Origin of the sequence: Bacillus sp. MUM 116 (assembly GCF_001866655.1) — a bacterium.
Lineage (GTDB): Bacteria > Bacillota > Bacilli > Bacillales > Cytobacillaceae > Neobacillus.
In genome coordinates this window covers 13,045-33,064 of sequence record NZ_MLYR01000008.1, presented here as the reverse complement: position 1 = coordinate 33,064, position 20,020 = coordinate 13,045, and the positions used below count along the sequence as shown (strand labels likewise).

Here is a 20,020-nt window from a genome sequence, read left to right as displayed (position 1 = left end):
TTAAAATAATCAGTTAAGAGGTGGCCCGTCGCAGAAAACCTTGCATAAGGAAAAAGCGTGGATGAAAATTAAGAAGGAGGCAGTATGAATGTCTAATCGTGATGAAAAGCAGTTTTTAAATTTACCATTTACAGGAATTTGCACTTTTGGGAAATACCCAATATGTGCGAACCTGAACGAGCTTGACGCAGATGTGGCGGTCATCGGGGTGCCTAATGACATGGGGACACAATGGAAATCAGGCGCAAGAATGGGTCCTAGAGGAATCCGCGAAGGATCTACATTATATAGTTTCGGCCTGGATGGTGCTTATGATATTGAAAACGATATTACGTACCTTGGGCCTGAATGGAAAGTTGTCGACTGCGGTGATGTAGACATGGTACACGGGGATATTATGCAGTGCCATGAGAATACAGAAGAAGCAATCCGAAAAATTATTTCCAAAGGTGCTATGCCGGTTGTTTTAGGCGGTGATCATTCCATCACAGCAGCAGTCGGAAAAGGACTAGAAGACATAGGTCCATTTCATGTGATTCAAATTGATGCCCATTTAGACTGGGCGGATCATCGCTCGGGAATGCGGTATGGTCACGGAAATTGCATTCGCCGCTTATCTGAGCTGGATCATGTTCAGAAAATATTTCAGTTTGGCATTCGCGGGATCAGCAGCAGCAAAAAAGAAGATGTCGAAGCAGCAAGAACATATGGCAGCGCGATCCTATCACCGCGTCAGATGAGAAAGATGGGACTTGAGGAAGTGCTGGAGTTAATTCCTGCGGGAGAAAAATATTATGTAACAATTGATATTGACGGAATCGACCCGTCAATTGCGCCTGGAACAGGTACACCTTCTCCAGGCGGCCTGCTCTATGATGAGGTCAATGAATTGCTTGAAGGGATTGCCAAAAGAGGAGAAGTTATCGGTTTTGATTTAGTAGAAGTTGCCCCGCCATATGATCCAACGGGCATGACCGGACAAGTAGCAGCCCGTATTGTACTAGACTTACTCAGCTATGTATTAAAGGAAAAAGAGAAAAAGGGGAATAAAAAATACGGAAAAGAAAAAGAGGAAATTCTCTCTTAACAGGGATTGGTTCCTATAGGAAGAATGAATGTAATAAAGAGAGGTACGCAAAGCGTTCCTCTCCTTAATTTTAGAGACTCTAGGCATTCTCCGAGTTAGATTGGGCAAGGAATTCCTGTCCCCATCAAATTACCGGTTCTGGTACAAATATGATTTTTTAGAAACAAAGACCCTCAATATTTTTTTCCACTGTGAATTATGGCTCCCTTGAGAGAAGTGTATTTTCATGGTAGGTCAACAACAATAAGTGTTATGGGCGTGTCCGCGGCTTTTCTAATTACTCAGCTATGCTTGATGACAATTGTTTGTCTTTCCAAATAACTGTAATACCGAGACCAATAATCATAATGACAGCAGCGAAAAGATAAGGATAGTGAATATTTACGTCAAAAAGTATTCCACCCATCGCTGGTCCGATGATATTGCCTAAGCTCGTATAGGTTGAGTTCATCCCAGCCACAAATCCTTGCTCTTTCCTGGCTGTCCTTGATAAAAAGGTCGTCAATGCTGGACGAAGCAAATCAAATGCGAGGAAGATAAAGCAAGTTACCATCAGAACTAATAAAAAGCTAGAGATCACGGTGGAGACCACTGCCAAAATGGCACCTATAACTAAACATAATTGAATCAGTCTCTTTTCACCAAGTAAATCTACCATTCTTCCAAACATAAATACTTGCACAATAACGCCAAAGATTGAGCTTATTGTAATAATGGAAGCAATATCCTTTGGTGTAAAGCCGAATTTATGATCAGAAAATAGACTAAAAACAGTTTCATAAGCTGATAAACCGAAAGCAAGTACAAATACAATGATAAATGCAATAAAGTAAAGCGGGATGAGTGATCTTTTAAAATCGTTTATAAAGTTTGTTTCCTTTGCATTGGATGAAATTTCTTCCAGCTGTTCCTTTGTAAGCGGCTCTTTTAATATAAATATGGATGAAATGCATGCTAAAAAAGCAATGGCTGCCGCAAAGAAGAAGGGCATGCGTACACCGTATGCTGCAATAAAACCGCCGATGCCGGGGCCAATGATAAAGCCTGTGCTAATAGCGGCCGACATATAACCCATTGCTTTTGGCCGCTCCTGAACGGATGTAATATCAGCAAGATATGCAGTAACTCCCGGCATAATAAAGGCGGCACTAAATCCCCCTAGAATCCTTGATAGATAAAGAACTGATACACTTTTACCTATACCAAAAATCAGTTCAGAAACACCAAATAGGAATAAGCCGATGATAATGATTTTCTTTCTGCCATAACGGTCTACCCATCGGCCTGCAAGTGGTGACATCAGCAGTTGTGACACCGCAAATACGGCAACAAGATAGCCCATCGTTTTCCCTGATAAATGCATGATATTCATAAAGGTTGGCATAACAGGGATGATGAGACCAATTCCCAGAAAGGCAATGAAAATATTGCTTAAAAGGATAATCAATACCGCCTTTTGATCTTTTATCGTTTTCTTCATGAATCACACCTCTTTTCTGTAGGAATCATTAATGTGAAATCCCTCTCCAAAATACAGTCCATGAGGCTTCTAATTTATCCTTCAGCCGTTTCTCATCATTGCCATAAACAAGTTCCAGCAAAATGGAATCGACTACTCCTAAGAAAGCGAAGGTCGGTGTTTTTGCTGCATCTCCGAAGATTACTTTAGCATCAATCCAATCTTGAAATTTACTTTCCAGGATCGCTTGTATCTTCTCCTCGATATCGATGACTTCCATTTCAATTGCTTTTGCAAGATGTGCTGGCGGAAAGAATGACATTCGGAGCCAAAACTTTATATGCTCATTTTTTTGAAAAAGATCGATAACCAATTGCAGGAATCCGTATAAATCTTTTTCAGGATTTTGTGAATTGATTTTTCCAAAATATTGGAGTTTTGAAGATAGCTCTGTCTCTTTTGCATCACGCAAAACTTGCAGAAAAAGGTCATCTTTCCCTTTAAAATGAGCGTAAATGGATTGCTTTTTCATTCCGACTTCTTCAGCAATTTGCGAAAGGGAGGCTCCTTCATAACCATGGATTGTAAAATATTTTAGAGCGGCTTCCTTAATTTCATCGCTTTTCAATATAATCACCTCGAATTTAACGAACGTTCGTCAGTTATCATATCAAATTAAATTATTTCAAGCAAGCTGGAGGTTTTATCTATCATTGCTTTGCATGTCGTTTCAATAATTTAATACCGGAGGTGTAACCCCTTTAAATAAAAAAGGAGAACGCATATGGCCAAATGTAGGAGACGATGCGGAATTCGTATTCGTTGATGTTAGTGTTCCGCTGAGGCGATTGCAAGAAGATCCAAACGAGTTGCTACGATGTTCAGGGGAGAAATTGTTTCAGGTTCGCTTGGAAACTAATTAGCATTTACTAATTAAACGTTTAATTAAAAATGGAGCTTGAGGACAACCTCAAGCTCCATTTTTGTAATTCCTATTTTCTTACAGTTTTTAGAGCGCCGCTCCATGCAACTACTTCATCTAACATTGCATTTACATTTGTAAGGTGCAATTCAGCTGGTTTGAATGTAGACATGTTTTCGAAATCTGTAAATAGAGATAATGTTGGGTGTGTACGAACGTCTGCTACTTTTAGTTCCCCTAAGATGCCGCGTAAGTGTTCTGCAGCACGGGCTCCGCCAGTTGAACCATAGCTTACAATACCTGCTGCTTTGTCATTCCAAGCCTCACGAGCTGAATCTAATGCATTTTTCAATGCGCCTGTGATGCTGTGGTTATATTCTTGAACAATGAATACAAAGCCATCAAGGCTTGCAAGTTTTTCATTCCAAGCTTGTAGGCCTGGTTCTTGACCAGTTCCTTCTCCTAAGAATGGCAATTTGAAATCAGCGATATCGACGATTTCATAATCTGCATCCTGACGTTTGTCAGCAATCCCTTTCACCCATTCTCCTACTTGTGGACTAACGCGTCCTTGACGTGTACTTCCTAAAATAATCCCAATTTTTACTTTTGGATTTGTCATTTTTTCTTCCTCCTTAGATGCACTGCCAAATAAATTACTGAAAAAGCTCATTTTTGACACCCCTTGTAGATTTAGTGAAATATATTTACATTTCATGAATCTCAAATTAAAATATATTTAATTCGAGATAATAATATTATACTGTATTCGTTTTGTCAACTATTGAATACTAATAAAAAAAGAAATGAAGGGATGAGAAAGAAATGGAAATTGGGATTTATACGTTGGCGGATTTAGGTCCGAACCCGCATACGGGGAAAACAATCAGTGCCCATCAACGCCTAGAAGAAATCATTGGAGCGGCAAAATTGGCGGATGACTTAGGGCTGGATGTATTTGGGGTAGGGGAGCATCATCGTCTGGACTATGCGGTATCAGCTCCTGCGATTGTGTTGTCAGCAGTTTCCCAGGTTACGCAGCGAATCAAATTAACTACTACCACTACTGTTTTAAATACGATCGATCCTGTCCGTCTATTTGAAGATTTTGCTACACTGGATCTATTATCGAATGGACGGGCTGAAATCATTGCTGGACGAGGAGCCTTTATTGAATCGTTCCCGCTGTTTGGTTTTGACGTGAACCAATATGATGAATTGTTTGAAGAAAATATTGAATTATTTTTGAAGCTGAATGCCGAAGAGAGAGTTACATGGAGCGGCAGATTTAGATCTCCATTGCAGAATGCAGAAATTGCACCTAGACCGTTACAAAAAGAAATCCCTATTTGGGTTGGAGTTGGCGGCACTCCAGAGAGCGCTGCACGAGCGGGCAGATTAGGTACTGGTTTAGCCTTGGCAATCCTCGGAGGCCCGCCAATCCGATTTAAGTCTCTTGTAGATATATACCGGCAGGCGGCTAGTCAGGCTGGGCATGCTCCAGAATCTTTAAAGGTGGGGGTAACAGGGCATGCTTATATATCTAAAACTACACAACAGGCAAAAGATGAGTACTATGCGTACCACTCCAATTATTGGGGATATCTCGATCACCAGCGTGGAATGAGTACGTCGCGAGCAGATTTTGAGATTATGGCAGCTCCGGAAACGGCCTTATTCGTGGGAAGTTCAGAACAAATTATTGAAAAAATTCTTCATCAATATGAATTGTTTGGCCATCAGCGGTTTATTGCTCAAATGGATATTGGGGGTATGCCGTTTGAAAAGGTAGCTGAGAATATTGAGCGTTTGGCAACGGAGGTTGCGCCGGTTGTGCGGCGGGAGACGGGGAAATAGGTAAATATCTTTAAGGTGGAACCCTGGGGAAGATGGGGTTTCTTTTCTTGTAGAAAATGCAGTCTTGTTTCCCAAGCCTTTGAAATGGACTTTAAACAAGGGGGAAGAAACTAAAAGAGTTGAGCCAAAAAGCTGGCTCAACTCAAATTATTAGTCTTGAAGAGTTTCCTCGGCGGATTTTACCGTATGCTTTAACAACATCGAAATCGTTACAGGGCCAACTCCACCCGGGACAGGTGTAATCGCACTAGCTTTTTCATAACAAGCCCCGTAATCCACGTCTCCGATATTTCCTTTGTTATACCCAGCATCTAAGATAACTGCTCCTTCTTTAATCCAGTCCCCTTGAATAAAATTAGGCTTACCCACAGCCGCTACAACAATATCCGCTTGTTTAACGATTTCTGGTAAATTATTAGTACGTGAATGACAGGTTGTAACCGTTGCATCTGCATTTAAAAGCAGGGCAGATACCGGCTTTCCGAGAATCGGACTTCTGCCAACAACAACCGCATGTTTACCCTCTACAGGGATATTATAAAAGTTGATAATTTCCATGATTGCTGCCGGAGTACATGATGGGTATTTTCCAAAACCTAACGCAGTTTCGCCATAGCCTCTGCTTGTTACACCGTCGACATCTTTACGAATATCAATTGATTCGAACGCCTTACGCTCATCAATATGTGATGGAACAGGGTGTTGAAGGAGAATACCATGAACGGTCTCATCTTGATTTAATTCCTCAATAGTTTTTAAAAGAGCACTTGTTTCCGTTTCTTTTGGTAAATGAATACGTAATGATTTAATCCCAACTTTTTCGCAAGCATTTCCCTTCATTTTTACATAGGTCTCTGATGATGGGTCATCTCCAACTAAAATGGTTGCAAGGCAAGGAGTAACTCCTTTTCCCTTTAGCTCATTTACTCTATTTTTTAAGGCATCTTTAATATTTTTCGCTACAAGTTGTCCATCTAGAATGATTTTTTCCATTATAACTACCTCCTGAAAAATAATAAAAGAGATAGGGAAATAAAACCCTATCTCTGCCCAGACGACCCGACCGTATAAAATGCAGCTCCCATGTGGTTAATTCCACGGTTGTCGTCAGTCACTGCATTTTCCTTCTTGTTAATTTGAGAATATCATACCTTAAAAAGATATTCAATAAGGGTTTTTATTAGGAAGAAAATGGATAAAACAGATAGGTTAAGAAACCAACGATAATTCCCGTGATGGCTCCAAAAAATACCTCTGCCGGCTGATGTCCTAATAGTTCCTTAAGCTTTGCTCGAGATTCTGTTTTTTTTAAATTAGGGTTCTTTAAGGTTTCGACCAAAGCGTTGAAATCAACTAACAGTTTATTTAAAACTTCCGCATGATAACCTGCATGCCGGCGGACACCTGTCGCATCATGCATCACAATGGCGGACATTACCACACAGATCGCAAACTCATTTGATTTAAGCCCTGATGTAAGCGCGATTGCTGTTGTTAAGGAAATAATCGTTGCGGTATGGGAGCTTGGCATACCGCCAGTACTAATCATTAGATTCCATTTTACTTCACCGGTTGTTAAAAAATGAATCGGAATTTTTACAAATTGAGCAATCAACATCCCTAAAAGAGCTGCTAAAATCGGATAGGATAAAAACATATTGTCCTCCTAACGTAACTGATTTTCCTTTATTGTTGATTCTATGATAAGGACATTACTTTCTGTCGTTAGTTTTTCTGTAATATTTAATACCCTATTCTTAGTTAGATTACCCTAAAATTAAAAATCATAATGGGACGGATTTATGAAGGTAACACTATTCATATTGAGTAAAGTAAAGGAGGAGCAGTTTTGCCGAAAAGGATATTAGCAGTAGCTACAATTTCTTTAGCAATAGCTGGAATTATACTTGGAACCATTCAGAAAGGCGTTAAAGCTAATCCAGACAATAAAGAAATAAGAAACATTATTTTTTTAATCGGAGATGGAATGGGGGTTTCTTATACAACTGCTTATCGATATTTTAAGGATGACCCGGCCACCAAAAAGTTTGAGCCAAACGCGTTTGATCCGTACCTGGTAGGGCAGCAAATGACCTATTCGGATGATCCAAATCACAATGTAACCGACTCAGCAGCAGCGGGAACAGCCATGGCTACCGGAGTCAAAACTTACAATTCGGCTGTTGGTGTTGATCGAAATGGGGCGCCAGTAAAATCCGTCCTTGAAGCAGCTAAAGAAAAAGGAAAATCCACCGGATTAGTTGTGACTTCACAAATTACGCATGCCACACCCGCAGCCTTTGGAGCACATGAAAAAAATCGTAAAAATATGGATGCGATTGCGGATGATTATTTTGATGAAAAAATTCATGGGCAACACAAAATCGATGTAATGCTTGGCGGCGGATTGAACAATTTGGTCCGTTCTGAACGCGATTTAAGAAAGGAATTCCAAAAAGATGGTTATGATTATGCAACAACAAAGGATGAAATGCTAAAAAGTAAAAAAACTAGGCTGCTCGGATTGTTTGCCACGGAGGGATTGCCTAAAATGCTGGACCGTGAGGCATCGACGCCATCTTTGAAAGAAATGACGGAAACTGCGATAAGTAAATTAAGTCAAAATGACAAGGGCTTCTTTTTAATGGTTGAAGGAAGCCAAATCGACTGGGCCGGTCATGATAATGACATTGTGGCAGCAATGAGTGAAATGGAAGATTTCGAGAAGGCTTTTAAAGCCGCCATTGATTTTGCTAAAAAAGACAAGCATACATTGGTTGTAGCAACAGCAGACCATTCAACAGGTGGTTTTTCAGTTGGAGCAAAAGGCAATTATAACTGGTTTGCTAAGCCAATTGCAGCAGCCAAACATACACCTGACTTCATGGCGAAGCAAATTGAAAAGGATGGAAATATAGAACAAACGTTAAAAAATAACATTAACCTGTCACTGACACCCGAAGAAATCAAATCGGTTAAAAAAGCATCTGTAACAAAAAATGTAACGGAAATCGATAATGCGATTGAGAAGATTTTCGATACCCGTTCCGTCACTGGCTGGACAACCAGCGGGCATACGGGAGATGATGTGAATATATATGCCTACGGACCTGGAAGGGACCTATTTATGGGGAAAATAAACAATACGGACATGGCGAAAAACATTTTTGAGATTATTAAGAGTGGTGAGTGATTTTATTCCAAACATTATGGAGCCCCATTGAAATTTTCTTCAATGGGGCAATTAAGACAAAAAATTAGTTACTCCTTCACTATTGCACCTCTCAACGTATTTACCCCATTTTCCAAATACCCTTTTAAACAGGTCAACATGAAAACCCAGCCTTCTTTATTATCAATCATTTTATATACTAACTCTGGATCATTTTCCTTAAATCCTTCTTCAGTAATTTCAATAATCGTACTCGCAGAATCTTCCTCATTTAGTAAAATTGTGACCTGATGTTCATCCTCAACAGGGCCCCAATTAAACAAGATTTTTTGATTTTCCACAACTTCTCTGACCCTTATCCCGAGCTCTGCATTGTATTCCTTATATGTCAATGCAATCATCTTACCTGATTCCCATCTTTCAGAACTTGATGAAAACCAAAAGTTTCCAATTTTTGCAGGATCCACAAATGCTTCAAATACTTCATGAGCAGGTTTTTCGATTAAAAATTTTGTAATGTTGTTCATGCTTAGGTATCTCACTTTCCGCTATAGATTCTGTTTATTAGTGTATACTAGTCAAACGTTTAAATGAAGTTTGGTTCATTGAAAAATCTGAGTTTTTCTTTCATTACATATACTAATCAAATGTTCAATTAAATTGTTCTTTATAAAGTTCATTCAAATAAATAATAAATGAATTTGGAATATTTTGATTTTATTACAAGGGAAATATTAGTATGCTAGAGATACATATAGATTACTATTTGATGCTATTGATCTTGTAAAAAAATTAGGAGGAGAAAAAATGAATATTGTTGATCAATTTCAAGAAATACCAACAACATGTATCTCAGATGCATTAGATGGGATGACTAACTTAGACGCATCAATAAAACCATTAAAAGAAGAGTACCGTGTTGCAGGGCGTGCATTTACTGTAAACATGCAAGTGGGGGATAATCTTGTTGTATTAAAAGCCATACGTGAAGCTAAACCAGGTGATGTAATTGTTATAGATGCAAAAGGAGATACGAGTAGAGCCATTGCAGGTGACTTTATTCTTGGAATGGCCCAAACACTTGGCATCAAAGGGATTATTGCGGATGGTGTCATTCGTGATATTTTAGGAGCCAAAGAGCTAAATTATCCTGTATTTTGTAAAGGAACGTCAATAGCAGCAAGTAATAAAACAGGAAAAGGCGGCATTAATGTACCAATTTCTTGTGGCGGTGTAACCATTTCCCCTGGTGATATTGTAGTGGGAGATGCGGATGGTGTTATAGTAGTGCCTCGCGAAAAAGAAGAGGAAATACTGAAAAAGTCGCAAGAAAAGTTGGAGAAAGACATTAATAGAGCAAAAAAGATATCAAACAATAAAGAAGAAATCATTACCTATCTAGACAATATGTTATCGTAAATAGTAGTTGGGCCTTTTTCTTTAGGCCCAACTTTTTATATGGATGCGGATGCTGCTGATTCTTTAATAAAGGCTCTTTTCGTAAACTTTGTTGCTTTTGGATCCTAATAAGGGTCAAATACTTAAGTTTCTAGGCAATTTTCGCAAATATTCTTACGAAAAGATGCCACGAAGCATTTAGTTATACGGGTTGATGATCTTATACGAAAAACAACAATCTATGCGAAAATAGCTTTAATAAATGTCTTTTTATACAGACAGCAAATAGCTCAAGGCACTTCTTTCAGACGTATGTTATAATAAGGGGGAAACCATGTTTATTTTAAAATAATGGGGGGCGGACCAATATGGATAAAGAACTACTTAAGCCAACTGAAATATCGATAAAAGATAAAAAGAAATTAATAAAAGGGAATATTCTTCGTGCCGCGCTTTTTGCAAGAAGCAAAGTAGTCGAGGTTATGACAGAAAACAATGATCGATATTACCTAATCTACTATAAAAATGCCCTAATCTATGGCGAACAACTTACCCAAACTACTGAAGGTACTTTTATCGAAAAAGCCTTTCAAAATGGAATTGCCCTTAAAGCTCCTAATCCAATGTTATCCACATTCATCCCCAGTTTAAACGTTACGATTCCGAATAAAAATAAACTCTTTTCCCAGCTTCAACTCCACTATTCATTGCAAGAAGTAGCCTATATTGCCACAACACTTGACTCGTTTTTTGAAAAAAATCAACTCATCCCAATGATTGACAAGATTTATTATCACCTTAGAAGAAGCGGAAAGTTTATGAAATCCTTTCAAATCATTCAAATTTTAAGCGAGTTTTCCCCTGACTTAAAATCAGCAAAAGACCGCTCGGAATCACACGAGTATTTTTCTTACCACGATTTTTATAAAACCTCAAGTTTACCGGCCATCCTTAAAAAGGATCCTCTATATGTTGAATTATATTGCTTCAAAAATCGATTAAATCCAGATAAACATAAATTCTTAGAAGAAATATTAACCCAGCAGGATTGTACGGTTGAAGTGATACTGCTGTGGCTGGAACGGGTTGTAAAGCTTCAAGTGATGGAGTCCGTTGAAAAATATACGGCGCTTGCTTTACAGTGTTTCATCATGGAGGAATGGATGCTCATTTTAAGTGAGGTAAACATGAATCCTTTTCAAATACTCCCTGAGGCAAAATCACTGATAGAAAAAATGATTACAAAAGGAAACAATGAGAAAGCAGCCCTCTATTTATTCCCATTTTTAGATGACCTGCCACATTCCTACGAACTTATCTTAAGCAGCATCTGGGAATATTCCGACCCTAAGTTTGTGTTCATACACTTAGACAACTTCCTTGTCTTGCTTCAAAAGTTTCCCGAGCATAATAAAACAACACATTTGGAACAGAAAATGTTTCAACTTGTCATACTTCTCTTGAAGGAGCATGACCTCCAAACGGTTCGGGATATACTATTGCCTGTTAATAAGGCATTTTCCCAATTAAACGTTTTTGAAAAAATTAATAAAATGGCTGGATTAGAGGAAGACCCTGACCGGATGATGGAGCTGGGGGACTATTATGCGGAGTTTCACCAATATGATAAAGCCATCGATTGCTTCTTCTGGGAGATGGAGCTGCAGCCGCAAAATCCTGTCCCAGTACAAAAAATCAGCAAAATGTATCAAAAGAAAGGAATGGTAAAGGAAGCGGCTGCTTATCAAAAAATATCTGATCAATTGAGTCATACAGGGTGAACCATATAAAATGATATAAAATATAAGTAAAGGAGGAATTCGGAATGGATGTGGTGGAAAAATCACTTCAAATTGCTGGTAAGGCACATGAAGGTCAGTACCGAAAACTTACGGATATTCCTTATATTATTCATCCCGTGGCAGTGGGGATGCTGCTCATGAAAGAAGGGTTTGCTGAGGATATAGTGGCAGCGGGAATCTTGCATGATACAGTTGAAGATACCGATTTAACCTTGGAAGATATTAAACAGGAATTCGGTGAAAAAATTGCTGAAATCGTAGCAGGATGCTCTGAACCAGATAAATCGCTCTCTTGGGAAAAGAGAAAGGAACATACAATTGAATTTTTAAAAACGGCTTCAAAGGAAATCCGTGCGGTAGCCTGCGCGGATAAACTATATAATATTCGATCAATCCGATATGACTATGAACAAATTGGTGATGAGGTTTGGAAAAGGTTTAACCGCGGAAAAGAAAAACAAAAATGGTATTACACGAATGTCGTAGAAAGTCTGGGCTATCAAGGGGATTTTTCATTATTAGAAGAATTACGAAAAGAAGTGGATTTATTATTTCATTAGGCTGTTTTCATGTAGATTGTTGGTGAGGGGAACAAACTATATAATGAAATAATGAATATACAACGATAGAAATACTAAGTTTAGGTACGGTTAGATTTATCCCGCATTAACGGGCAGTAAGACCCCCACTTCAAGGCTTAGTGGAACAGGAAGCATAAGTGGGGGTCAACTGCCCGTAAAAGCCCGATTGGTTCAACTAACAATCAGTGGGGGATGAAAAAAACCCCCACTGATTGAAGTTTCACTTTATCACATCGTCTGGAACCGACTAAGAAAGGAGTTCAATATGGAATTAGGTTTAAAAGGAAAGGTTGCATTAATCACTGGGTCGAGCAGAGGAATTGGATTAGAAACAGCTCTTTATTTAGTGAAAGAAGGAGCTATGGTTACAATTTGTGCAAGAAATGAGAATCGTTTAAAGGAAGCGGAAGCATATATTTTTGAACAGACAGGAAAAGAAGTATTTTCTGTCGTAACAGATGTTACAAAGGAAGAAGATTGCAAACGAGTGGTTGATTTAACGATAGAAAAGTACGGACGTTTAGATATTTTAGTCAACAATGCTGGTACATCCCAAGCCCACCCGTTTGAAGAAGCTGGAACGGAACTTTGGAGACAGGATCTTGATTTAAAGCTGTTTGGCGCAATTCATTGCTCCCGCTATGCGGTATCATATATGCGGCAGGTAGGAGGAGGCGCGATTGTCAATTTGACAGCGGTTATTGGGAAAACTCCTCCAACCTCATCGCTTCCAACCTCAGTGAGCAGAGCAGCAGGGATGGCGCTGACAAAAGCCATGAGTAAAGACCTTGGCAAAGATAATATTCGTGTTAACACCGTATGTATCGGCCTTATTCGCAGTGAACAAATTGAGAAAAAGTGGAAAAATGAAGCGCCGGAATTAACATGGGAGGAGTTCTCGAGGAAAGACTGGCAAATTCCACTTGGTCGTATAGGAAATACAGACGAAGCAGCGAAAGTAATTACCTTCCTTGTCTCGGATGCTGCGTCATATGTTACCGGTACAGCAGTGAATATTGATGGAGGAATGGCTGGGACATTATAGAAAACAGTCTTTCATTAAGGCTCTTTTCGTAAACTTTGTTGCTTTTGGACCTTAATGAGGGTCCAATACTTAAGTTTCTAGGCAATTTTCGCAAATGTTCTTACGAAAAGATGCCACGAAGCATTTAGTTATTCGGGTTGATGAACATATACGAAAAACAACAATCAATGCGAAAATAGTCTTCATTAAAAGTGGCTGGGTAGAAAAAGTGTATACTAATTAAACGTTTGATTGGAAGTTGTAATGCATTAGTAAATAAGGGTTTTGTGCAAAAAAGCATATACTAATCAAACGTTTGAATGAAGATTCTTTTGCCAGGCAGCCCTGCCTGGCTTTTGCAATCATTTACCAGCTTAAGTTAGCTAGGTTGTTTTACCGTTCATTACCCGATGAAGTCCAAATCTATCAGTAAATGAAGGAGATTTGGTGTTCATGCCTCCGAGGAAGTCCAAATCTAACAGTTAATAAATGAGATTTAGTATTCATACACCCGCCAAACTGCAAATCCTATCAAACGTGCTCATTCATAACAACAGAAATAAAATCCTTATAACTCTCAATATGAGAATCCGCCTCAATCCCTTTGTTTTGAAAAGCAACCGTTTTAATCTTTAATTCTCTCGCCGGAATCAAGTCCAGTTCCCGGTCCCCCACCACCAAATCGATTTTATGACTTTTTAGAACATGTTGATATGCGGAACTATGAGGCTTTCTGATAAAACCATCTTCCTCCACAGAGACTATGTCTTTGAAATACTTTTTTAAATCGAATTTTTCCAGAAGATAGATGGTCGATTCCTTATCCCGGTGAGTAACAATGATATTTCCATCAACAGCCGATAAAACCTTCTCGATGTAATCAAAGGGTTTACTATTTCGATTTGAATAATAATTATATAACTCCTCGTACTTTTCTCGTAGATCTTCGCTAATCCCATAATGTTTGAACGCTGTTTTAGAATCCTTTTTCAGCCATTTTAGTACTTCATTACGATCCAGTTTTTGGGGAGTTAATTTCACAAATCCCTCCACAAGCGCTGGATAAGTATCAAAAAGTGTTCCGTCAAAATCCCATAAGATGTTCATAAAAATCCTCTTCTCTATGTAGTTCATTTTTTTATCATATTAAACGTAATATAGAAAAAATCAAAATAAAAACTTGAAATATTGAAAAATTAGCAGCCGATTTTGATCGGGAGGGTACGATAACGGGTTATACCTTTAGCAGTATTGTTAGTGAAATGACTTCACTAAGTGAACCGGTTCGGAATGCCTGTTCCTCCCTTTATTTAAAAATGCAAGGAAGGTGCGATTGGTATTGCAATCATGGTTTCCATTTTTTCAGCGAAAGAGAATCATTACTTGTCAGGCATTGCAAATGATCCTGCACATGAAGCAGCATTGGGGTCTTCACTGGTGCTTACAATCAGTTTAGTATTAGCGGAAGTTAATATTGTTCTGTCATTATTTCTTAAAAAGTCAAATGTATCGAAAAGTTAAAATAAATATGGGCGTGTATGATTTTTATCATATACGCCCTTTGTGTTATTAAATCAATTCTGAAAAATTATCTCATCTAAATTAATTACAAAATAAAACTGAATTATTACAACGATTCTATTTTAATTCCTTCATCCATTAAAATAGAATGTAGAATGATCAAACATTCCTATTTTTCTATCTGAACAGTATAATCATCAATGGGAGTTGAAAAAAATGAATAAACAAGATATCGCTAATATCCGGAAACAATTTAAATTAGACAATTATCGTATGAACATTCGTGAAATCTTTAATGTGTATGTTCAGAAAGAATCGGGAGAGATTTACCATCAAGTTTGTCAGCCGTTTCAAATGTTGGAACAGGAAGCACAAGAATTGTTTTTAGCCAACTTTAAAAAGGTTTTAACCGGTAATCTTGATGCCAAACTGTTTGAATTGAAATTCCAGCGGGATGTGGATTACAGTACACAAACCATCCTCTTCGAAGGATTACAATCGGATTCGGCGGATTGGCAAGATAACATGATAGAAATCGTCACCAAAATGTTTGCTCAAGGTTCTTATGAATTTGATACGGTGGTGACATTTATCCGGGCAGAATATCGAAAGCCGACCAGAAAACGGGGCGCAGAATCCGAAGAAGGCGGGGATGATGAGGTTTATTCCAGCCAATTAATTCTTTGCAGTGTGAACAAAACCGACCATCCAAAAAAAGCGTTAATGTTTGACTATATCGAAAAAGAATACAAGTCCTATCATGTCATGGATCCCATTATTAATTTAGAATCTCCTATGTCCGGTTTTCTTTTCCCAACTTTTAATGATAATGCTGCAGATGTGAACCATATTCTCTACTGTGCCGGAAAAGCCAATCAGCCGGATTTGAGATTTATTGAAGAGGTTCTAAATTGCGGAGAAATTATGACTGCCCAGGATGATAAGGACTGCTTTGATTTTATCTTAAAAGAAGTGATGGGAGACGAAGTCGAATCCCGGGTTATTTCCAATGTTTATGAGGAAATTGATAAGATCATCCAAGAGAACACGGAAAAGGAAGAAAGTGAAGCTCCTATGTTGGATTCTCGGGACATCGAAAGAATCTTAACCGTCAGCGGGGTAGAAAATGTAGAGGCGGCCAAAGTCGAACATGCCTTAAAAGCAATAATGGACGATGAAAAACATGAATTTAAAGCAAACAATCTAATACCCAAATCCATAAAAATCAATACAAAGGTGGCAGATGTCACGATTAACCCGAAAGATCTGAAATATGTAAAATATATTACGTTCGAGGGAAAACGGTGCCTATTGTTAGAGGTAGATGAAGAGGTGGTCGTGGAAGGTTTTCGCCTTGAATCGGAGACACTCTAATGGATTTTCGGTACAGGTAATAGGATCAAAGAACAGGCAAACATAAGGCGTTAACTACGTCCCATTAAAGGGGCGTGTTTTTTTTGCTGTGTTAAAAGTCATTGATTTTATTGTTTATTTTATTTGAAAATAAAACGCTTGGAATGAACCAAGCGTTTCAATAGTAAATTGCCTATTAACGGAAATCTGCTTTAAATTCACCAGTAATTTTTTGGTGGCCGTTATTTTCTTCAAATGATTGCTCTTGTTCTAAGTCAAAACGATCCATAATTGGAAGGTCGTTTACGGAGAATAGGTAAGAATCCTCAGATGCAACGTGTTCATACCAAGCCCAGTTTGGAACAACGAAGTAATCTCCTTTTTTCCAATCGAAGCGAATGCCGTCAATGACTGTGAAACCTTCACCTTTGTGTACTTGGTAAACCGTTGAGTGTGTATGACGTAATGCCTTTGTTTGGAAACCTTTTGGCAAGTGCTGCATTCTAGTGCCAAGTGTCGGGTTAGCCGATTTACCTGTAGATGGGTTAATGTATTCAACTGCATATCCATGGTGTGGATTTGGATCGAATTCCATCAAGCCTTTAATTCCTTCTACAGTGCGATCAAATTTATAATTAGCAAGCGGTGCAACTGTGAACTTATCATCACCAACAGGACGAACCATGCCGCCGCGATAACGCCTCTCTGAAAAGTTATCTGGAATATTTGGTTGTTGCAGACCATCTTCATAAGGTTCAAAGAATGTACCGCCGATTGCGTAAATAGTAGGAATATCTAAAGCATCCATCCAATACATAGGCTCTGTACCTAAATGTTCATGCCCATGCCATAAGCCCTTAGGCGTAATTAAAAAGTCGCCTTCTTCCATGAAAACACGCTCACCCTGAACGATTGTGTATGCACCTGAACCTTCAGAAATGAAGCGTAATGCACTTTGTGAGTGACGGTGAGATGGTGCTTTTTCACCAGGCAATAACATTTGCACAGCTGCATAAATCGTTTGCGTGGTAGACCCCCATCCCCAAGGTTCACGATATGTTAAGCCGGGATTTTGGAAATAAATCGCACGACGTTCTCCGCCGCGTTCCGGTGTGAAGATTTGAGCTGCTTCAGCCATTTTCTTTTTGATTAATTCATCGCTCCAAAGATAAGCAATTGCTTGAGACTTTGGTGTTTTGTGCATAATTTGAGGAATTGCTTCCCAAAGAGGCCCTAAGTTGTATTGTTGAATATCCCTAGTGTAATCGGTTACAATGGAGCTTTTCATAAACTCTTGAACTTCTTGACTTGCTTCAGCCATTTCACATTCCCCTTTATCATTCATTTTTTATAGAGAAAAGGGAGCAGCATACCTGCTGCTCGAACCCTTTGTATCCATGCATCTTCCTAATTAAACAGTGACTGCCGCTTCCGCTGCCTTTACTTTATTTTCAAGCACACCAATTTGGTCGATTTCAATACGAACTACATCCCCATCTTTTAAGAATTGCGGAGGATTGATTGCAACTCCAACGCCCCCAGGAGTTCCTGTTAATACAACATCTCCCGGCTCTAACGTCATTAAATTTGATAAGAAAGCTACTAATTTTTGAACAGTGAATACTAGATTGGCAGTATTCGTTTTTTGACGTACTTCACCATTTACTTTTAGGACAACATCTAAGCCGGATGGATTTGGTATTTCATCGGAAGTTACTAAATATGGTCCCATCGGTGCACTGCCATCTACTGTTTTTCCTTGCAGCCATTGAAGAGTGCGGCGTTGAATATCACGGTAGGTAACGTCATTTGTAATGGTATAACCTGCTACATAGTCTAATGCATCTTCTTCGGAAACATTGCGAGCTTGTTTTCCGACAACAAAAGTAAACTCTGCTTCATAGTCAAGCTGGTCAGATATTGGATAGTGTGGAATATTGTCCTCTGGCCCTAAAATGGTATTAGCAAATTTTGCAAAAATAACTGGGTTCGATGGGATTTCTCTGCCCATTTCTAAAATGTGCTCGCGGTAGTTGTGACCAACACAAATAATTTTGCCTGGACGCTTTACTGGTGCTTCTACCTTAACATCCTCGAGATTGTAAACTACTTTTTTATCAAAGCTTTCAGGATTAGCTAAAATAAAATCGATTGCTTTTTGCGCGAGAATCAGGGATTCTTTTCCACCTTGGTATAACTCATCTGTATTATCTGGTACATATGCTTTAGCGATTGCTTCGTAGCGGTATTTTCCTTCTGCTTTTAACTGGGCTTGATAAGCATAGTTTAAGTCGATCACTTTATTATCAACGATTGCTCCTGTACGTGTATGCCCAGCGGCTGTAAAATTTATAAGTTTCATTTATTTTCCTCCTCGTTTCCACTTATTATAAACCTTGTTCACTATTTATAAAAATTTTAAATAACTTTATAATGATTGTCAATATTATTTGTTTTCAGAAAAGTGATTTTTTGCGGCTCCATTTCACATAATGTAAGTTTCCAAATCTTTAAACTTTTCGTTGACGAAATAAGGAAAGATGGTTTAAAGTTTTCCTATCGGGAACGCAGTTCTCTATTTATGGAATATAATAACTCAATTAGGAGTGGTTTTCAATGACTAATGTAAGCGATATTATTATTGTTGGTGGAGGAATCGGTGGTTTAGCAGCAGCTCTATCAATCCAGGAAACTGGTAAATCAATCGCAGTTTTTGAGCAGGCACCTGAATTTGGGGAAATAGGTGCTGGGATTCAGTTGGCACCAAATGCGTTAGAAGTTTTAGACCGGCTGGGGGTAAAGGAAGAAATTGTTAAATATGCGGTGTTCCCAAAACGTCTTGTATTAAAAGATGTTTATACTGCAAAAGAATTAGCAATTCTAGACTTAGGGGAAGGTTTTCAAAAAGAATACGGCCAACCCTATATCGTATTGCATCGCTCTGACTTACACAGAGTTCTTTATGAAGCATGTCAAAAACGTGGTAATATCCAATTCTTTACAAACCAAGCGATTCAAACTGCGGAACAAAATGGTGATACGGTAACAATTGTCAACCAAAATGATGAAACGTTTAGTGGAGAGGCAGTTATTGGTGCGGATGGAGTAAAATCAAAGCTTCGCAAACTTTTTATTGATGATGAACCAGTAAACTCAGCGTATGTAGCTTACCGTGGGGCTATTCCACTTGAAGAAATAGCTCATGGCACAAACTTAGACTTAGATGATGTAATCATGTGGATTGGACCAAACCTTCACATGGTACAATACCCAGTTCGCCGTGGTGAGCTTTACAATCAGGTAGTTGTGTTTAAATCTTATGATGCGACATTGGAAGACTGGGGAACACCAGAAGAAATGGCACGCCGTTTTGAAAATAGCCATCCAAAAGTGCAAAATGCATTAAATTACATTAACCGTCAATTCCGCTGGAAAATGTATGACCGTGAACCAATCGAAAATTGGACAAAAGGCAACATTACGTTATTAGGTGATTCTGGACATGCTATGCTTCAATATTTAGCACAAGGCGGTGTTCAGGCCCTTGAAGATGCATTTGTGTTGGGAGAAGAATTAAAAAGACATAACTCCTACGAAGAAGCATTTAAAGCATACCAGGAAGTTCGACTTCCACGTGCTTCAATGGTTCAAAGATCGGCTCGGAAATGGGGCGAAACGATTCATGCTGTGGATCCACTTACAGTCCTGCTTCGCGACCGTCTTTTCGAGCAGCACAAACCAACGGATTACCACAATGTTGATTTTCTATATGGCTATTTCAATAAAAATTATCAGCGTGTGGACAGCTAATCTTACAACTTTTCGCAAAGAAATACGCGTTAGA

The 20,020-nt window shown here is 38.7% G+C and carries 19 protein-coding genes, 1 pseudogene and 1 riboswitch; of the genes and pseudogenes, 11 read left to right on the top strand and 9 right to left on the bottom strand.

All coding sequences use genetic code 11. The annotated features are described in order from the left end of the window. Positions 1 to 88: 88 nt before the first annotated feature. Complete coding sequence (speB, locus tag BIV60_RS02190) at positions 89 to 1,087, top strand: agmatinase (protein ID WP_071354114.1); 999 nt, start codon at positions 89 to 91, stop codon at positions 1,085 to 1,087. A gap of 277 nt (positions 1,088 to 1,364) precedes the next feature. Here the strand turns inward: speB and BIV60_RS02185 are convergent, their stop codons facing one another. Both BIV60_RS02185 and BIV60_RS02180 read right to left on the bottom strand, forming a co-directional pair. Then, complete coding sequence (locus BIV60_RS02185) at positions 1,365 to 2,567, bottom strand: MFS transporter (protein ID WP_071354113.1); 1,203 nt, start codon at positions 2,565 to 2,567, stop codon at positions 1,365 to 1,367. A gap of 28 nt (positions 2,568 to 2,595) precedes the next feature. Then, positions 2,596 to 3,174, bottom strand: a complete 579-nt coding sequence (locus tag BIV60_RS02180; protein WP_071354112.1) for a TetR/AcrR family transcriptional regulator — start codon at positions 3,172 to 3,174, stop codon at positions 2,596 to 2,598. A 109-nt stretch (positions 3,175 to 3,283) separates the two neighbouring features. On the opposite strand from BIV60_RS02180, the pseudogene BIV60_RS30140 reads away from it, so the two are divergent. Beyond that, a pseudogene (locus BIV60_RS30140) lies at positions 3,284 to 3,465 on the top strand (deaminase); the annotation flags it as partial. Between the two features lie 73 nt (positions 3,466 to 3,538). On the opposite strand, the gene BIV60_RS02175 reads toward BIV60_RS30140, so the two are convergent. Beyond that, the gene (locus BIV60_RS02175) at positions 3,539 to 4,141 is read right to left on the bottom strand and encodes an NADPH-dependent FMN reductase (RefSeq protein ID WP_071354111.1); all 603 of its coding nucleotides are present in this window, start codon (positions 4,139 to 4,141) and stop codon (positions 3,539 to 3,541) included. A gap of 152 nt (positions 4,142 to 4,293) precedes the next feature. On the opposite strand from BIV60_RS02175, the gene BIV60_RS02170 reads away from it, so the two are divergent. Then, positions 4,294 to 5,325: an LLM class flavin-dependent oxidoreductase gene (locus BIV60_RS02170; protein ID WP_071354110.1), complete on the top strand. Its 1,032-nt coding sequence runs from the start codon at positions 4,294 to 4,296 to the stop codon at positions 5,323 to 5,325. Positions 5,326 to 5,475: 150 nt separating this feature from the next. Here the strand turns inward: BIV60_RS02170 and BIV60_RS02165 are convergent, their stop codons facing one another. Continuing rightward, the gene (locus tag BIV60_RS02165; RefSeq protein ID WP_071354109.1) at positions 5,476 to 6,318 is read right to left on the bottom strand and encodes a bifunctional 5,10-methylenetetrahydrofolate dehydrogenase/5,10-methenyltetrahydrofolate cyclohydrolase; all 843 of its coding nucleotides are present in this window, start codon (positions 6,316 to 6,318) and stop codon (positions 5,476 to 5,478) included. Between the two features lie 48 nt (positions 6,319 to 6,366). Further along, positions 6,367 to 6,450, bottom strand: a riboswitch (ZMP/ZTP riboswitch). Positions 6,451 to 6,505: 55 nt separating this feature from the next. Beyond that, positions 6,506 to 6,982 (bottom strand): divergent PAP2 family protein, encoded by a 477-nt coding sequence (locus tag BIV60_RS02160; protein WP_071354108.1) that lies wholly within the window; start codon positions 6,980 to 6,982, stop codon positions 6,506 to 6,508. A 192-nt stretch (positions 6,983 to 7,174) separates the two neighbouring features. Between BIV60_RS02160 and BIV60_RS02155 the strand changes: the two genes are divergently transcribed. Further along, positions 7,175 to 8,518, top strand: a complete 1,344-nt coding sequence (locus BIV60_RS02155) for an alkaline phosphatase (protein WP_071354107.1) — start codon at positions 7,175 to 7,177, stop codon at positions 8,516 to 8,518. Between the two features lie 68 nt (positions 8,519 to 8,586). Here the strand turns inward: BIV60_RS02155 and BIV60_RS02150 are convergent, their stop codons facing one another. After that, positions 8,587 to 9,024 (bottom strand): SRPBCC family protein, encoded by a 438-nt coding sequence (locus BIV60_RS02150; protein ID WP_071354106.1) that lies wholly within the window; start codon positions 9,022 to 9,024, stop codon positions 8,587 to 8,589. A 280-nt stretch (positions 9,025 to 9,304) separates the two neighbouring features. Here BIV60_RS02150 and BIV60_RS02145 point away from each other — a divergent pair, with 280 nt between their 5' ends. From BIV60_RS02145 to BIV60_RS02130, 4 genes are all read left to right on the top strand, one after another. Continuing rightward, a complete protein-coding gene (locus BIV60_RS02145) occupies positions 9,305 to 9,916 on the top strand; it encodes an RraA family protein (RefSeq protein WP_071354105.1) in 612 nt (203 codons plus the stop codon). A 347-nt stretch (positions 9,917 to 10,263) separates the two neighbouring features. Then, entirely contained in the window at positions 10,264 to 11,676 is a 1,413-nt protein-coding gene (locus BIV60_RS02140; protein ID WP_071354104.1) for a tetratricopeptide repeat protein, read from the top strand. Positions 11,677 to 11,720: 44 nt separating this feature from the next. Further along, on the top strand, positions 11,721 to 12,257 hold the full coding sequence (locus tag BIV60_RS02135) for an HD domain-containing protein (protein WP_071354103.1): 537 nt from the start codon (positions 11,721 to 11,723) through the stop codon (positions 12,255 to 12,257). A gap of 286 nt (positions 12,258 to 12,543) precedes the next feature. Next, positions 12,544 to 13,323 (top strand): SDR family NAD(P)-dependent oxidoreductase, encoded by a 780-nt coding sequence (locus tag BIV60_RS02130; RefSeq protein ID WP_071354102.1) that lies wholly within the window; start codon positions 12,544 to 12,546, stop codon positions 13,321 to 13,323. Positions 13,324 to 13,833: 510 nt separating this feature from the next. Here BIV60_RS02130 and BIV60_RS02125 read toward each other — a convergent pair. Then, a complete protein-coding gene (locus BIV60_RS02125) occupies positions 13,834 to 14,409 on the bottom strand; it encodes an HAD-IA family hydrolase (protein ID WP_071354101.1) in 576 nt (191 codons plus the stop codon). 240 nt (positions 14,410 to 14,649) lie between these two features. On the opposite strand from BIV60_RS02125, the gene BIV60_RS29420 reads away from it, so the two are divergent. Further along, the gene (locus tag BIV60_RS29420) at positions 14,650 to 14,823 is read left to right on the top strand and encodes a hypothetical protein (RefSeq protein WP_177177202.1); all 174 of its coding nucleotides are present in this window, start codon (positions 14,650 to 14,652) and stop codon (positions 14,821 to 14,823) included. 216 nt (positions 14,824 to 15,039) lie between these two features. Next, complete coding sequence (locus BIV60_RS02120; protein WP_071354100.1) at positions 15,040 to 16,197, top strand: DUF4317 domain-containing protein; 1,158 nt, start codon at positions 15,040 to 15,042, stop codon at positions 16,195 to 16,197. A 175-nt stretch (positions 16,198 to 16,372) separates the two neighbouring features. On the opposite strand, the gene BIV60_RS02115 is transcribed toward BIV60_RS02120, so the two are convergent. Both BIV60_RS02115 and BIV60_RS02110 read right to left on the bottom strand, forming a co-directional pair. Next, entirely contained in the window at positions 16,373 to 17,497 is a 1,125-nt protein-coding gene (locus tag BIV60_RS02115; protein WP_071354099.1) for a cupin domain-containing protein, read from the bottom strand. A gap of 90 nt (positions 17,498 to 17,587) precedes the next feature. Beyond that, positions 17,588 to 18,538 (bottom strand): fumarylacetoacetate hydrolase family protein, encoded by a 951-nt coding sequence (locus BIV60_RS02110; protein WP_071354098.1) that lies wholly within the window; start codon positions 18,536 to 18,538, stop codon positions 17,588 to 17,590. A 254-nt stretch (positions 18,539 to 18,792) separates the two neighbouring features. Here BIV60_RS02110 and BIV60_RS02105 point away from each other — a divergent pair, with 254 nt between their 5' ends. Next, entirely contained in the window at positions 18,793 to 19,986 is a 1,194-nt protein-coding gene (locus tag BIV60_RS02105; RefSeq protein WP_071354097.1) for an FAD-dependent monooxygenase, read from the top strand. Positions 19,987 to 20,020 lie beyond the last annotated feature (34 nt).